Source organism: Candidatus Methylomirabilota bacterium (genome assembly GCA_036001065.1).
In the GTDB taxonomy this organism is placed as follows: Bacteria; Methylomirabilota; Methylomirabilia; order Rokubacteriales; family CSP1-6; genus MNEF01.
Window position 1 is genome coordinate 12882 of the sequence record DASYUQ010000021.1, and the last position, 15063, is coordinate 27944.

Below are 15063 nucleotides of genomic sequence, written 5' to 3' on the forward strand. Positions count from 1 at the left end.
TCATTGTAGGAGGCGTGGGAACAAAGGTCAACGTGCGTGTTACGATCCCGCCATGAAGGTCAAGTACCGCATCGGCGTGATGCCCGGTCCCTGGCCGGCGGGGCCCGACGGCCGCGACTTCTTCTGGCGCTTCGTCGACCTCTGCGAGCAGATCGACATCGACTCGGTCTGGTTCAACGAGCGGCTGTCGGCGCCCCAGCCAGTGCTGGAGCCCCTGACCGCGATGGCGGCCGTCGCCGCGCGGACGCGGCGCCTCAAGTTCGGCCCCAGCGTGCTGGTCACGCCGTTCCGCTCGCCCGTGCTGCTGGCGCGGGAGCTGGCCACGGTCGACTATCTCTCGGGCGGCCGGATGCTACCGGCCTTCGGCGTCGGTGCCGAGCAGGAGCGCGAGTTCCGCGCGGCCGGCGTGCCCTTCAAGGAGCGCGGCCGGCGCACCGACGAGGCGATCGCGATCATGCGGCGCTGCTGGGCGGAGGACGAGGTCACCTTCGCCGGGGAGTTCTGGCAGCTCGAGCGCGTGACCGTGCTGCCCAAGCCCGTACAGCAGCCGTTCCCCGTCTGGATCGGCGGCAACAGCGAGGCGGCCATGCGCCGGGCCGGCCGGCTCGGCGATGGCTGGCTTCCATCGTTCATCACCCCCGAGCAGTTCCGGATCGGCGTCGAGAAGACCCAGGCCTTCGCCGCCGCCGCCGATCGCGAGGTCCCGGCCGATCATTTCGGCGCGCTGGTCTACTGCTGCTTCGCTCCCGACCCGGCCACGGCCCGCGCCACCGCGACGCCGTTCATTCCCCGGGGGCGCGTCGACGACGCGATGCTCGACCAGTGCGCCGCGTTCGGGCCGCCCGCCGTGCTGGCCGAGCGCCTGGAGCAGTATGTGCGCGCCGGCGGCTCCAAGTTCGTCGTGCGGCCGATGTGCCCCCCCGCCCAGATGCTGGATCAGCTCGCGCGCCTGGCTCAAGAGGTCGTCCCGCTGTTCCACGCGCGCTGACCGTCGTCGGGTCCCCGGGGCGGCGGCGCGGGTGGGCCTCTTCGACCACGAGGTTGTTGGCGTAGGTCGCGTTGCGGTTCACCATCGACGCGCGCGCCGAGTTTCCCGTGGCGGGAACGGGTCTCATGTTGCCTTCCCAGCCGGGCAGCAACAGGCGCATCGGATAGCCATTCCCCGGCATGAGCCGCTCGCCGTTCTGGTAGAGCGCGATCATGGCATCATCCATGGCCTTGGCCATCGGCACGCTGCGGCTCAGGGCCGGCGCGTCCGCGCCTTCGGCGATCAACCACTTCGCCTTGGGGTCGATGCCCGTCTCCTCGAGCAACGTCGAGAGCCGCACCCCGGTCCATTCGGCACAGGAGACGAGGCCGTGCAGCGCCTGGACACTGGCCTGGATGGGCGCCCTGGAAAAGAGCGGCGCGCTGTTGCCCCCCGCATTCGACGAACGTCACGCGCGACACCATCGGATAGCGCGCCAGCGCATCCAGCGTGAAGACCCTGGGCCGCTTCACCAGGCCGTGGATCACCAGACGGTGCTTGTCCGGGTCGATGTCGGGATCGCCAGCGTGCAAAATCACGAAGTGCAGGCCGTTCGGCGTGATCGCGCCGTTGAGCAGATGATGCGGCGTGCGCGCGTGCTGCGTGCGCGGCTCGCCCTTGGGGTTGCTGAGCGTGGGCACGACATTTTTCTCGAACCGCGACGGCACGCCGTAAGCCGGGACGGTGGTGCCGGGCACGAGGCTCCACGGATCGTCTGCCAGCGGCTCGGCCGCCGCCGATTCAACGAACGTCGCACCGGTCATGGCTGCGGCCACGGCGGCGCCGCCGCGGAGAAAGGCCCGGCGGTCCAGACGCCCGTTCATCGTTTCCATAGCCGTCCTCCTGCGTCACCGTGGGTCAAAGGGTTAAACCTCCGTTGCCTTCCCGCATCGCGAAAAGCGCCACACGAGCGGGGAGGCGGACTCGACGCCCGTGGAATGTTTGCGAGTGAGGAAGAGGCTAACCTGGGCCCCGCGCGTGTGAGCCCCTACTGCTTCACGGCGACACCGCGGACGACGACCCCGGGATCTGTTCCAATGAACGGAGCCTCTCGCCTCTTGTTAATGAGTACGAAGTCGAATCTTTCGGTACCAGCACCACCGGTAATGATCGAACATACTACAGACCCTGTGCCGGTAGAATTCACGGTGTAGGTGCATGTGAAGGTTTGGTGGAGCACCGAGCCATTCACGCTCAGGGTTCGCACCCCGTCCGTAAGATTCCCGTTCCCGTCTGCCACGAAGAGACCGACTGCCGCTACGGGCCCAATGCCGACGATGGCCCCATCGAAGGAGAACCCGTAGGGGCCTCGAACGTCAGCATTCGTGAACACATCGTCCGCCTTGGCACTGGGGAGTGAAGCGACCAGCAGGAGCAGTCCCAGAACCAGGAGTGAGAGCAGGAGCCTTTTCATTGAGGACCTCCTTTTGAGTTGCGGGTTGAATGAGAGGCGAATCGGGCCGAGTTTCGCGTCACCCACTGGGTGGTGCCCTCCGCACCAGCGAGCAGCTCCGAATTATGTCCCAGACCCCTTGAGGATGTCGATGAGGGCCTCGGGGTCGATGTTGCCGCCGGAGAGGATGACGCCGACGCGGGCGCCGCGCCCGACCGGCAGCCTGCCAGCCAGGACCGCGGCGGCGCCGACCGCGCCCGTCGGCTCGACGACGACGTGCGCTCTCAGCGCCAGGGCGCCCACCGCCGCGCGGATCTCGTCGTCGGTCACGAGGGCGATGACGGTCCGATTCCGGCTGAGGATCGGAAACGTCAGCTCGCCCGGCGTGGTCACCCGGATGCCGTCGGCGATCGTGGGCGGCGGCGGGATCGTCACCCGCTCGCCCTTCTGGAGCGACAGGTACGTGTCGTTCGCCGTGTCGGCCTCGACGCCGATGATCGTGATGCCGGGCAGGAGACTTCGGGCCACCGTGCTGCACCCCGCCATCAGCCCGCCGCCGCCCACCGGGGCGACCAGCACGTCCAGCGATGGGACGTCGGCCAGCAGCTCGAGCGCCGCCGTGCCCTGGCCCGCCATGATGGCGGAGTCGTCGAAGGGCGGCACCAGCACGCGGCCGGTTTCGGCAGCGAGGCGGCGCGCGATGGCCTCGCGATCCTCCCGCAGGCGGTCGTAGAAGACGACCTCGGCGCCGTACCCGCGCGTGGCCTCGAGCTTGAGCGCCGGCGCGTCCTTCGGCATGACGACCATGGCGCTGGTGCCGACCATGCGCGCCGCCAGGGCCACGCCCTGGGCGTGGTTGCCCGAGGAGAAGGCGATGACGCCCCGCCGCCGCTCCTCCGGCGTGAGCGACAGCAGCTTGTTCAGGGCGCCGCGGATCTTGAACGAGCCGGCCCGCTGGAGGTTCTCGCACTTGAAGAAGACGCGATGGCCGCTGGCGTCGTCCCACCACGGCGAGGTGATGACCGGCGTGCGCGTCACCCGGTCGTCGAGCCGCCGAGCGGCGGCGCGGACGTCGTCGAGCGTGAGGCTCACGGCGCCCGGATTATCCGCCACGGCCCGGGCCGTCGCAAGGCGCCCCGTCCGGTATACTCGGTGCATGCGCCGACTCCCGGCCCGGGCGCTCGTGGTCCTCGCCGCCCTAGGGCTGGCGGGCTGCTCGGTGATCTCCGTCGACCTCACGCCGCGGATCCGGCCCCTCGAGGAGACGACCGTCGAGGGCCAGGGCGACGCCAAGATCCTCCTCATCGACATCTCCGGCGTGCTCAGCGATGAGGCCCTGTCGCCCGTGCTCACGCTGGGCGCGCCACCGCCGCGGGTGCCCCTGCTCGTGCGGATCCGGGAGGAGCTGAAGAAGGCGGCGGAAGACCGGAAGGTCCGCGCGCTGGTCGTGCGCGTGAACAGCCCCGGCGGCACCGTGACGGCCTCCGACATCGTCTTCCGTGAGCTGGACATGTTCAAGCGCAGCACCCGGGTCCCGGTCCTGGCGGTGATGATGGACGTCGCCGCCTCCGGTGGCTACTACGTGGCCCTGGCCGCCGACACGATCGTCGCGCATCCGACGACGGTCACCGGCTCGATCGGCACCATCATGGTCAACCTCAACGCCGAGGGGCTCCTGCAGAAGATCGGCGTGGCCCCGGAGACGATCAAATCGGGCGAGCGCAAGGACATGGGCAGCCCCTTCCGCCGCCCGACGCCGGAGGAGCGCGCGATCTTCCAGGCGGTCATCGACGACCTGCACCGCCAGTTCGTGGCCAAGCTCGTCGAGCGCCGCAAGCTTCCGCTGGAGGCCGCCCAGCGTCTGGCCGACGGTCGCATCTACACGGCCGAGCAGGCGCTCCGCAACGGTCTCGTCGACCGGATCGGCTACATGAGCGACGCGCTGGCCCTGGCCCGCCGCGCGGCCGACCTCGACGAGGCGCGAGTGATCGTGTATCGGCGTCCCCGCGAATACCGCGCCACCTACTACGCGCGGGCGGAAGCCCCGACGGGCGGACTCGAGTCCACCCTCTCCCAGCTGGCGATCCTGTCCGCGCCTGGTCCCCGCTTCCTCTATCTTTGGTGGCCCTGAGCTTAATCGGAGGGGGCCTCGACGGCCCCCTCCGAGGCCTCCCCCAGGAATCGATTGCGCGGGCGAAGCCCGCGCTCGAAGCCCGGACAGTCGAGCACGGGGAGGCGCGGGTATTTGGCAAAGCGCGGGTCGGTGTCGCTGCGACCGCAGCGCCAGAACGTCGACGCTTTCCCCGAGGTCACGCGCTGCGCGTGGCGGCATTCGGTGCAGAGTCCGATCGTTTGGCTTGACACGGGCTAGTCGCAGGACTAGGTTGGCGCCGGCCCTGAGGAAATCGGCCGCCGGTCTGAGAACCGGCAGGGGCTTGTCGCCGGCCATTCCCCACCAAGGTTCCTCAGGGCTTTGTCGCGCCCGCTCATTCCGCCGGCGCCGTGATCAGGTCCAGGTACCCCTTGAGGATCCGCGCGGTCGCACCCCAGACCGTCTCGCCCTGGTAGTCGTAGAAGTAGACCGGCCGCGGGACGCCGTCGCGCTCCCACATCTCGACGCGGAAGGCGTCGGGGTCGGTCAGCGCCGCCCACGGCACCTCGATCACCCGCTCGATCTCGTCGCCGTCGGGCCGCCACGCGACCGGCTCCCGGACCAGCCCCACGAACGGCGTGATCACGAACTGGGTGGCGACCGTCTCGGTGTCGTCGAGCGCGCCGAGCGGCTCCACCGCCCGCCGCGGGAGCCCGATCTCTTCTTCGCACTCGCGCAGCGCGGCCTCCAGGAACGAGCCGTCCGACGGGACCACGACGCCGCCCGGAAACGAGATCTGCCCTTTGTGGTGTCCCACCCGATCGGTGCGCTTGGCGAACACGAGAACCGGCGCGCCGCGGTCGACGATCGGGACCAGCACGGCCGCCTGCACCAGCACGCCCACCGGAGCCACCCGTCGCTGCCGGACGTCGAGCCGCTTCCGCGTGAGCGTGACCAGCTCGTCGACGGTCATCGGCTCAGCGCGCCCTGAAGTTCGGCTTCCGCTTTTCCGCGAAGGCCTTCGGTCCCTCCAGGGCGTCTGCGGTCCCCCGCAGCGTTCCAACCTTGTCTTTCTGCTCGTACAGCACGGTCGACATGCCTGGCCTCCTGGCTGAGGTCTGACGCGGGCGCGCCGTCCGCGCCGGATCACGACATGATAAGGCCGCCGTCGCTGCCCGCCAATCGGCAAGGCTCGCCGGGGCGGATCGGACGGCCCCCGCAGAAGTTGCCATGTCACATTTCAGATCAGAAGCGGGATCGAGCCCGGCCCGGAACGAGGTCCGGCCTCGCCGCGACGATCACAAACGCCTCGCCGTGGGATTCGGTCTGTGGTGGCCACCCACTTGCATGCCACCAGCCCCAGCATCAATCCTTGGGAGGTTTGTAAAAATGGCGATGCCTCAAGAACGTCTCAGGACGATCGAACGAACGGCGCCCGGAGTGGTCGAGGCCAGTCGAGTCTCGTGGGGCGGCGTCTGGAGCGGCTTTCTCGTGGGGGTAGGCACTCTCATGCTGCTGGGTGCTCTCGCTCTCGCGGTGGGCATCACCGCGGCCGACGTAGGGTCCGGCGAAGGGGCGGGAGCGAAGGGGCTCGGAATCGGCGCCGCCATCTGGGCCTTCCTCAGCATGCTCATCGCCTACTTCCTGGGGGGGGCCGTCGCCGCACGGATGGGGATGATCTTCGATACCGCCACCGCGAGCCTTCACGGCGTGCTGGTTTGGGCTCTGGGCGCTCTCTCGACCTTCATTCTCGCCACAGTGGGCGTCAGTCTCGGCATGAGCGCGGTCTTCGGCGTGGCCGGCGGGGTAGCCAAGACGGCGGTGACGAGCAGCGCCAGCGGGCTGAGCGAGATCTCGAGCGGTGACGTCGACCAGGTTCTCGCTCGACTCAACGACGCGAAGACGGTGCAGACAGTCGCGGCCGCGACCGGAATGTCCGAGCAAGAAGCGCGGGCGCAGCTCACCGACATTCGTCAGCGCGTGGAGGCCGCGAGGTCCGATCCGGCACGCGCGGCGGCCGAGGCCCGTGACGGTCTCCAGCGCCTGGCGGCACGAACCGGCGAGCGCGTGCAGGCCGCCGCCCAGGCGGCGCAGCCCGCGGCGGCCGCGACCAGTTGGGCCACCTTCGGGGCCCTCGTCATCTCGCTTCTGGCAGCCGTCGGTGGCGCGACGTGGGGAGGCCGCCGAGCCCGGTTCCGCGCAGTAGAAGGTTGAGAAACGGCCGTCGCCGCTCCCGCCCCGCGCGGCGCCTACGATTGGATGAAGCCTCGACTATCAGGCTGACGAACCGGGCGTGCGGGACGTCGCCGCCACTGGGAAAGACGCCGGAGGCGAGCAGAAATCCGGAAATCGGCTCCGGGTAGTTAGTGACGCCGTCGTTCACCGGCGGCGCTTCTTCGTCTTCGACGCGCGGCGCGTGGCCGCGCGGTGCCTGGACGCCGAGTGCCGCGCGGCTCGACGCGCGGAGGCCCCTGGCCCGCCCCCGGCCGGGGTGAGGTGGGGCTCGTTGCGGCGCCCGACGTTGCCCCGGACCGCGGGACCCGCCTCGATCGTGTGGATCCACGCCTCGAGATCGCGCGCGAGCTCCGGGTAGCAGTTGTCGCGGTAGGTCTGGAGCGCTCTCAGCGCGGCGGGGTCCTTCCAGGGCTTGAGGACAAAGACGCCGTCGGGATCTCCCGGGTCGAACGGCGCTTCCGTGGCCATCGCCATCACGACATACCGGCGCGTCAGGTCAGCCATGTCGGATTTCTCCCGGTGGATCTACGGTTGGGACAGGACCGCGACGGCCGAGACGGCGCCGGGGCCGCCCAGGTTGTGCGCAAGCCCCATCCGGGCGCCCTTGACCTGCATCTTGCCCGCGCGGCCGAGCAACTGGTCGTGGATGTTCGCGATCATCCGGACGCCGGAGGAGCCGATCGGATGGCCACACGATTTGAGTCCGCCCGAGGTGTTGACGGGCAGATCGCCGCCGAGCTTGGTCACGCCGCCGGTGGCGAACTTCCAGCCCTCGCCGGGCTTGGCCAGGCCGAGGTCCTCGTAATTGATCATCTCCGTGATCGTGAAGCAGTCGTGGCACTCGGCCAGGTCGATCTCCCTGGCCGGGTTGGTGACGCCCGCCATCCGGTAGGCCGTCTTGGCTGCCTCCCGGGTGGAACGGAACGACGTGAAGCTCCAGGAGGGGTCGAACTGCGTGTTCCAGTAGCCGGCCGTCACCGCATAGGCGATGCCGCGGATGACCGTGTACGCGTCGGTGAGCGTCGGCGCGAGATCGGTGCGGGTCAGGATCACGGCGGCGGCGCCGTCGGTGGTCGGGCAGCAGTCGAAGAGCCCGAGCGGCTCGGCGACCTTCGGGGCCTTGAAGTACTGCTCCGCGGTGATCTCCTTCTGGAAGTGCGCCTTGGGGTTGAGTGCGCCGTGGTAGTGGTTCTTCATGGCCACGGCACAGAGCGCCTCCTCGTTGGCGCCGTACTCTTTGAAGTACCGGTTGGCCAGCAGCGCGAACATTCCCGGCGCCGTCCGGCCCTTGGCCAGAACGGGATGGCCGCGGGTCACCGCCTGGGCGACGAGACTGCCGCGCGAGGGCACCTCTCGCATCTTCTCGGCGCCGACGGCGAGGACCAGGTCGTACTCGCCCGAGGCGACGGCCAGCGCCGCATTGCGGACGGCCTCGATGCCCGTCGCGCAGTACGCGGCCACGCGCGTCACCGGGATCGGAAAGAGATTGAGCGGGTCGGAGACGAACGTCCCCGAGTTGCCTTCGAACCCGTAGAGCATCGGCTCATAGCAGCCGAGCCAGGCGGCCTGGAGCCGCTGCCGCTCGATCTTCGCGTCGGCCAGCGCGAGCGTCACCGCCTCGTAGATCATGTCCGTGAGGCTCTGGTGGAAGTTCTCGCCGTACTTGATCACGCCGCTGCCGATGATGGCGACCCGGCCGCCCAGTCCCATGGAGGCCTCCTCGGGAAGTGGCCTAAGCCTACCCCTCCGGCCCGCGCGGCCGCAAGCCTGGCGCGCGCCAGAGCCACGCCGCGCAGCCGGCGAAGACCAGCGCGCCGACTCCTCCCAGGACGACGTTCGGCCAGAAGGCGTTGACCGTGACGCCGCCGGCCGTCAGCACGGTGAACAGCGCGTTGTTGATCACGTGCGCGGCCACCGCCGGCAGCGCGCTGCCGGCACGCTCGGTGACGAAGCCCAGCCAGAGGCCGAGGGCGAAAGCCAGCGTGACGTGGAGCCCTTCGAGATGGAGCAGGCCGAAGGCGACGCTCGTGACCAGCACGGCGACGGACGGCCGCCAGTGCTCGGCCAGGCGGCTCTGCATGTAGCCGCGGAAGAAGGTCTCCTCGGCCACCCCCGCGATGACGCCGATGACCAGCACCGCCGCGAAGAGCTCGACGCCCGAGGCGCCCTCCAGCGCGCGGCGGATCACCGCCATGGTGCCCCGATCGGCCAGTCCGGCCAGCGCCGTGGCCGAATCGAGCGCCTGTCCCAGCGCCAGCGTCCCCACGATCATCACGGCGAGGGTCGGCCCCGTCTCGCGTCCGGGCAGGAGCCGCAGCCGCGCCAGATCGAGGGGCCGCATGACGCCGAGGAGCGTCACCATCAGGGCGCTCGCGGAGGCCAGGGCCCCCGCCAGCAGTCCCGGCAAGCCGTCGAAGACCTCGCGCTCGGGCAGCTCGGGATAGAGCCCGCGGACGACCAGCGCCGCCACCAGGGTGAAGGCGACGATGCTCACGAACGCGAGCAGATAGGCGACGAAGACCGGCCACACGCGTCGCGCGCTCATCGAGCGCGACTCTAGTGCCGTTCCAACTTGTTGATACTAAATCTGTCCACGAACGACGTACACGGTGCCTTCCTAGGCGCGAATAGTTGGAACGGCACTAGCCGCAGCCGCCGACGGCTTCAAGCGCCGAACGCGGCCACTCGCGGCCGGGGAACGCGCGCAGGCGCCGGCCGCCGTCCGAGCCGCTCTATTTCCGGCCGGGCCCGCCCCCGAGCAGTTGGCGGACGGCCGCCAGGAGGCGGCGGTTCTCGCCAGGGCGCCCGACGCTGATCCGGACGTAGCGCTCGGAGAAGTCTCCGCGGACGAGGACGCGCGCCGCCCGGAAGACCGCCGCCGCGAAGTCCGGCGCCGTCCAGCCGCGCGAGCCGACGTCCACCATGATGTAGTTGCCCTGGGGCCGCGGCGCCACCGCAAAGCCGAGGTGGGCGAACTTCTGCGCGAGCCACGCGCGGCCCTCGGCGACGACCGCCAGGGTCCGGGCCAGGTGACGGCGATCCTGGAGCGCCGCCCGCGCCGCGGCCTGGGCCAGCGTCCCCGTCGGCCACTTCACGTTCGCCAGCCGGAGGTACTGCGCGGTGTCGGGCGTGCCGATGGCATAGCCCAGGCGGAGGTCGGCGAGCCCGAAGGCCTTCGAGAAGGTCCGCGTCACCATCACGTTGGGCCAGCGCGGCGCTGCCCCCCGGAGCGCCGTCAGGGCCGTCTCCCGCGCCGGAGCCTGGGCGAACTCCATGTAGGCCTCGTCCGAGACCACGAGCGCGCCGACGTCGTCCGCCAGCTCGGCGACCGCCTCCAGCTCGGCGATGGGAATGAGCGTGCTGGTGGGGTTGTTGGGCCGGGCCAGGAAGATCAGCTGCGTGCGCGGCGTGATGGCCCCGCGCAGGCGGAGGAGGTCGAGCCCGAAGTCCTCCTCGCGCAGCGGCACCGTCACCGGCACGCGCGCGTGGATGGCGGCGACCTCCCCGTAGACGGGGAAGCTGGGAGCCACCGAGACGATCTCTCCGCCGGCGGTGGTGAACGCCGCGACGATCGCGTGCATGAGCGTGGAGGAGCCGCCGCCCACCACCACCTGCTCGGGACGCACGCGGGCGTAGCGGGCGATGGCCGCGCCCAGCTCGGGCGCGCTCGCGCTCGGGTAGTAGTGCGCGTGGCGCGCCCGCTGCCGGATGGCTCCCACGGCCAGCGGCGAGGGCCCCAGCGGGTTCTCGTTGGACGAGAGCTTGGCGATCCGCGGCCCCGCGCCCTTCGCCCGGCGCGCCGCCTCCTCCAGGGTCGCGCCCGGCACGTAGGGCTGGACCTCGCGCGCGAGCCTGCCCGCCCGGTCCAGGTAGGTCTCGGCCATCAGCGCACCGGCTCCATTCCGAGCCTCCGGGCGATCAACTCGCGCAGGCGGTACTTCTGGATCTTCCCGCTCGGCGTCATCGGGAACTCGCCGACGATCTCCAGCCGCTCGGGGAACTTGTGGCGCGCCAGCGCCTTCGATTCCAGGTACTGGACGATCTCCTCCAGTGTGACGGCCGCGCCGGGCGTGGGAATGACGAACGCGCAGGCGCGCTCCACCAGCCGGGGGTCGGGCATGGCCACGACGGCGACGTTGGTGATCTTGGGATGGGCGAAGAGCAGGTTCTCCACTTCCGCCACCGAGATGTTCTCGCCGCCGCGGATGATGAGGTCCTTGGAGCGCCCGGTGATCGAGACGTAGCCCTCGGCGTCGAGCATGGCGCGATCGCCCGTCCTGAACCAGCCGTCGTCGGTGTGCGCCTCCCGGGTGAAGGCCGGGCGCTTCCAGTAACCCACGAACTGCGAGTGACCGCGCACGAGCAGGTCGCCCTCGGTCTTGGGTGGCAGGGGCCGCGCTTTGTCGTCGGCGACCTGCAGCTCCAGGCCGGGCAGCGGGCAGCCGTCGGTGCCGAAGATCTTCGCCTCGGGGTCGTCGAGCCCGTTGCAGGTGACGAGGCCGTTCTCGGTCATCCCCCACCCGGCCGAGATCGCGCAGTGCAGGCGCTGGCGCGCGTCCTGGACGAGCTTGCGCGGGATCGACGCGCCCGCGGAGATGAACAGGCGCAGCGAGGAGATGTCGTGGCGCTCGAGGGCGGGCGCGTAGGTGAGGTCCTGCAGGAAGGGCGTGGCCCCCATCGTGTAGGTGACGCGCTCGGCCCCGATGAGCCGCGCCGCCTCCTCCGCGCTCCAGCTATCGAGCCAGACCCCGGTCGAGCCCAGCAGCAGGGTGAGGCAATAGCCGTAGAGATAGCCCGTCTGGTGGCCGAAGGTGGAGGACATCAGCGCGACGTCGTCCTCGCCGAACCCGAGTCGCGCGATCAGCGGGTAGATGATCGAGAGCGCCGTGTTGGAGGTATGCATGACGCCCTTCGGCTCGCCCGTGGTCCCCGAGGTGAAGATGACCTCCGCGACGTCGTTGGGGTCGGTCCCCGGGAGCGTCCCGCGGTCCGCCCGCGACTCCCAGGCGGTGTCGGTGAGCGCGGCGAACGGTCGCGTGTTCGGGCCCGGCGCCCCCCGGCAGACGAAGACCTCGCGCAGCGCCGGCGCCTCCGCGCGCAGGCCGGCGACCATCTCGACGTAGTCGAACTTGCGGAAGCGGGCCGGGATGACGAAGGCCTCCGACCCGAGCGTCCGGAGGATGAAGCGCAGCTCGTTGGCCCGGTACGTCGGGGGAATAGGGTTCAGGATCACGCCCAGGCGCAGCGCCGCCAGCGCGAGCAGAACCCATTCGTTCCAGTTGGGAAGCTGGCAGGAGATCACGGCGCCGCGCTCGATCCCGGCCGCCCGGAGGCCGTAGGCCACGCGCTCCACCCGCCGGGCGAGCCCGGCCCAGGTGAGCCGCCCGGCGCCGTCCACGAGGGCGGTCTTGTCGGGCCGGCTCGTCGCCCAGCGGTCGAGATAGCGGTCCAGCGTCTCGTTCTTCCAGTACCCGGCCGTGGTCAGCGCGGTGATGCGCTCGGCGGTGAGCGTGGTCTCAAAGCTGGGCATCGGTCCCCGGGCGCCCGTCAGCGCGGCCTGGGCGGCGCTGGTCGAGGAGGCCGTGGCCGTCGCGGCGGCCGCGCGGGCTTGGGGACTGGCGGAGCCGGGACGGTTTTCACTCGATCACGTGATCCGCCCGCAGCAACAGCGACGGCGGGATCGTGAGGCCGAGGGCCTTGGCCGTCTTCATGTTGATGACCAGCTCGAACTTGGTGGGCTCCCCCAGCCCTTGTCGAAGGGCTTCGAAGTTGTTCTGCACCTGCGCGTCGGCGGGCGCCAGGAGGATTCCGAGGGCCAGGAGCAGGACGAGGGCAACGACCAAGAGGGCGGCGGCACGGGCCTTCAGCGGGCACCTCCCGTCAAGGACGAGTGCCGTGAACCTACGTCGGAAGGCGGGAGGCGGTCAAGGGCCATTCCCCTCGTTGGCCGCGGGCGACGTCATTCTGTTTTCAAAGTCGACGCGCGTGCCGTAAGGTAGGGGCCATGTCGCCCGCGCCCCGGTTCGTCGGCAGTGAGGTCAAGCGTCTGGAGGACCCCCGCCTCATCCGCGGCCAGGCCCAGTACGTGGACGATCTGACCCTCAGCGGTCTCGCTCACGGCCACGTGCTCCGTTCGCCGTACGCGCATGCGCGCATCGTGAGGCTCGACACCGCGGACGCCGAGAAGCTGCTCGGCGTCTACGCGGTGCTCACGGCCCGCGACCTCGAGGGCGCGATCCGGCCCAAGCCCCTGATCCTGGCGCCCCCCAATACCAACAATCCGCCCCGCCTGGTCCTGGCCGGCGATCGTGTTCGCTTCGCCGGTGATCCGGTGGCGTTCGTGATGGCGGCCGATCGGGCCACCGCGCGGGACGCCGCGGACCTCGTCCAGGTAGAGTACGAGCCGCTCGAGCCGGTCGTCGATCCCGAGTCCGCGCTGGCGCCCGGCGCTCCCCAGCTCTACCCGGAGGCGCCCGGCAACGTGGCCTACGAGTACGGCTGGTCGGCGGGCGACCTCGACGCCGCGTTCGCCCGCGCCCACCGTATCGTCCGCGGCCGCTTCGTCAACCAGCGGCTGGCCGCGCTGCCGCTGGAGCCGCGCGGCTGCCTGGCGCACTGGCAGGCCGGCGCGCTGACCTTCTGGACCTCGACCCAGGGCGCCCACAAGACCAGATCGCTCCTGGCCGAGACCCTCGTCGTCCCGGAGCATGCGATCCGCGTGATCGCCCCCGAGGTCGGCGGCGGCTTCGGTGTCAAGTTCGGTCTTTTCGACGAGGAGGTGCTGGCAGCGTTCGCGGCGCGCCGGCTGGGCCGCCCGGTGAAGTGGATCGAGACACGCAGCGAGAGCATGGTGGCGACGTTTCACGGCCGCGGTCAGGTGCACACGGGCGAGCTGGCGGTCGCCCCGGACGGAACGTTCCTCGGCCTCCGCGTCCAGGGCGTGGGCGACCTGGGCGCGCACCTGGAAGGGTTCACGTGCCTGCCGCCGATCCTGTGCGGCCGCCTCATCACCGGCGCCTACCGCATCCCGGCCGCGTCCTACCGGGTGCGCGGCGTGTTCACCACCAAGGCGCCGACGGGGCCGTACCGGGGCGCCGGCCGGCCGGAGGCCGCCTACATCATCGAGCGCCTGGTCGATCTCGCCGCGCGCGAGCTGGGGATCGATCCGGTGGAGATCCGCCGGAAGAACTTCGTGCGCGACACCGACTTCCCGTTCAAGTCTCCGTCGGGGCTCACCTACGACTCGGGCCGCTATGCGCTCACGCTCGATAAGGCGCTCGACCTTGCCGGCTACCACGAATTCCGGGTGGAGCAGGCGCGCGCGCGCCGGGAGGGCCGCTACCGCGGAGTCGGCCTGTCCACGTTCGTCGAGACGGCCAGCACGGGCCCCTCGCGCACCGGCGCGCTGGCCGCCCATGAGTACGGCGCCGTCCGCATCGAGCCCTCGGGCCGCGCGACCGTGCTCACCGGCACCTCGCCCCACGGCCAGGGCACCGCCACGACCTTCGCCCAGATCGTGGCCGACGAGCTGGGGCTCACGCCCGACGACATCACCGTCATCCACGGCGACACGGCGGTCGTCCCCATGGGCTTCGGCACCGGCGGCAGCCGCGCCGCCACCGTCGGCGGCACCGCCGTGCTGCTCGCGTCGCAGACCGTCAAGGACAAGGCCCGGAAAATCGCCGCGCACCTGCTGGAGGCGGCCGAGGCCGATCTGGAGTTCGCCGACGGGCGCTTCCACGTCCGCGGCTTTCCCGATCGCGCGGTCGCGCTCCAGGAGATCGCGCGGGTCGCTCATCGCGGCCAGCAGCTCCCCCCGGGCCTGGAGCCCGGGCTCGAGGCCGCGCGCGTGTACGACCCGGCCGACTTCACGATCCCGTTCGGGGTTTACGTCGCCCTGGTCGAGGTGCGACCGGAGACCGGCGAGGTGAGGCTCGAGCGCTTCATCGGCGTGGACGACGTCGGCAACGTCATCAACCCGATGCTGCTCGAGGGACAGCTTCACGGCGGCATCGCCCAGGGGGTGGCCCAGGCGCTCTGGGAGGAGATCGTCTACGACGAGACGGGCCAGCTCCTCTCGGGCAGCCTCATGGACTACGCGGCGCCCAAGGCCGACCTCCTGCCCTCGTTCGAGCTGGAGCGTACGGTGACGCCGACGCCGCTGAACCCGCTCGGCGCCAAGGGGGTGGGCGAGGCCGGCTGCGTGGGCGCGCCCCAGGCGGTCGTCAACGCGGTGGTCGACGCGCTGGCGCCCTTCGGCGTCACCCACATCGACATGCCGCTCCGGCCCGAGAAGATCTGGCGGCTGATCCACCA

Annotated in this window: 12 protein-coding genes and 3 pseudogenes; 4 read left to right on the top strand and 11 right to left on the bottom strand. The window is 70.6% G+C overall.

Annotation, left to right across the window (positions count from 1 at the left end; translation table 11 throughout):
* The first annotated feature begins 52 nt into the window (after positions 1–52).
* On the top strand, positions 53–988 hold the full coding sequence (locus VGV13_01870) for an LLM class flavin-dependent oxidoreductase (GenBank protein HEV8639829.1): 936 nt from the start codon (positions 53–55) through the stop codon (positions 986–988).
* Positions 989–1175: 187 nt separating this feature from the next.
* Here the strand turns inward: VGV13_01870 and VGV13_01875 are convergent.
* The 4 genes and pseudogenes from VGV13_01875 to VGV13_01890 all read right to left on the bottom strand — a co-directional run bounded on the left by VGV13_01875 (position 1176) and on the right by VGV13_01890 (position 3512).
* Positions 1176–1328, bottom strand: a pseudogene (locus VGV13_01875) (molybdopterin-dependent oxidoreductase).
* A gap of 130 nt (positions 1329–1458) precedes the next feature.
* A pseudogene (locus tag VGV13_01880) lies at positions 1459–1860 on the bottom strand (sulfite dehydrogenase).
* Positions 1861–2015: 155 nt separating this feature from the next.
* Positions 2016–2441 (bottom strand): hypothetical protein, encoded by a 426-nt coding sequence (locus VGV13_01885; protein ID HEV8639830.1) that lies wholly within the window; start codon positions 2439–2441, stop codon positions 2016–2018.
* Between the two features lie 102 nt (positions 2442–2543).
* Positions 2544–3512: a threonine/serine dehydratase gene (locus tag VGV13_01890; GenBank protein ID HEV8639831.1), complete on the bottom strand. Its 969-nt coding sequence runs from the start codon at positions 3510–3512 to the stop codon at positions 2544–2546.
* Between the two features lie 64 nt (positions 3513–3576).
* Here VGV13_01890 and sppA point away from each other — a divergent pair, with 64 nt between their 5' ends.
* Positions 3577–4551 (top strand): signal peptide peptidase SppA, encoded by a 975-nt coding sequence (sppA, locus tag VGV13_01895; GenBank protein HEV8639832.1) that lies wholly within the window; start codon positions 3577–3579, stop codon positions 4549–4551.
* Positions 4552–4906: 355 nt separating this feature from the next.
* On the opposite strand, the gene VGV13_01900 is transcribed toward sppA, so the two are convergent.
* Positions 4907–5485: a CoA pyrophosphatase gene (locus VGV13_01900; GenBank protein HEV8639833.1), complete on the bottom strand. Its 579-nt coding sequence runs from the start codon at positions 5483–5485 to the stop codon at positions 4907–4909.
* A gap of 563 nt (positions 5486–6048) precedes the next feature.
* Here VGV13_01900 and VGV13_01905 point away from each other — a divergent pair.
* Positions 6049–6726 carry a hypothetical protein gene (locus tag VGV13_01905; protein HEV8639834.1) on the top strand — a complete coding sequence of 226 codons (678 nt, stop codon included), beginning with the start codon at positions 6049–6051 and terminating at the stop codon, positions 6724–6726.
* Positions 6727–6891: 165 nt separating this feature from the next.
* Here the strand turns inward: VGV13_01905 and VGV13_01910 are convergent, their stop codons facing one another.
* From VGV13_01910 to VGV13_01935, 6 genes and pseudogenes are all read right to left on the bottom strand, one after another.
* A complete protein-coding gene (locus VGV13_01910) occupies positions 6892–7251 on the bottom strand; it encodes a hypothetical protein (GenBank protein HEV8639835.1) in 360 nt (119 codons plus the stop codon).
* 21 nt (positions 7252–7272) lie between these two features.
* On the bottom strand, positions 7273–8457 hold the full coding sequence (locus VGV13_01915; GenBank protein HEV8639836.1) for an acetyl-CoA acetyltransferase: 1185 nt from the start codon (positions 8455–8457) through the stop codon (positions 7273–7275).
* A 28-nt stretch (positions 8458–8485) separates the two neighbouring features.
* On the bottom strand, positions 8486–9292 hold the full coding sequence (locus VGV13_01920; GenBank protein HEV8639837.1) for a CPBP family intramembrane glutamic endopeptidase: 807 nt from the start codon (positions 9290–9292) through the stop codon (positions 8486–8488).
* Between the two features lie 187 nt (positions 9293–9479).
* Positions 9480–10631, bottom strand: coding sequence for a histidinol-phosphate transaminase (locus VGV13_01925; protein HEV8639838.1), 1152 nt, complete (start codon positions 10629–10631; stop codon positions 9480–9482).
* Positions 10631–12277 (bottom strand): AMP-binding protein, encoded by a 1647-nt coding sequence (locus VGV13_01930; protein ID HEV8639839.1) that lies wholly within the window; start codon positions 12275–12277, stop codon positions 10631–10633. The genes VGV13_01925 and VGV13_01930 overlap by 1 nt, the downstream gene beginning before the upstream one ends.
* Positions 12278–12383: 106 nt before the next feature.
* A pseudogene (locus VGV13_01935) lies at positions 12384–12485 on the bottom strand (ABC transporter substrate-binding protein).
* 266 nt (positions 12486–12751) lie between these two features.
* Here VGV13_01935 and VGV13_01940 point away from each other — a divergent pair.
* Positions 12752–15063, top strand: a 2312-nt coding sequence (locus VGV13_01940) for a molybdopterin cofactor-binding domain-containing protein (protein ID HEV8639840.1), incomplete at its 3' end; no start/stop codon positions are given.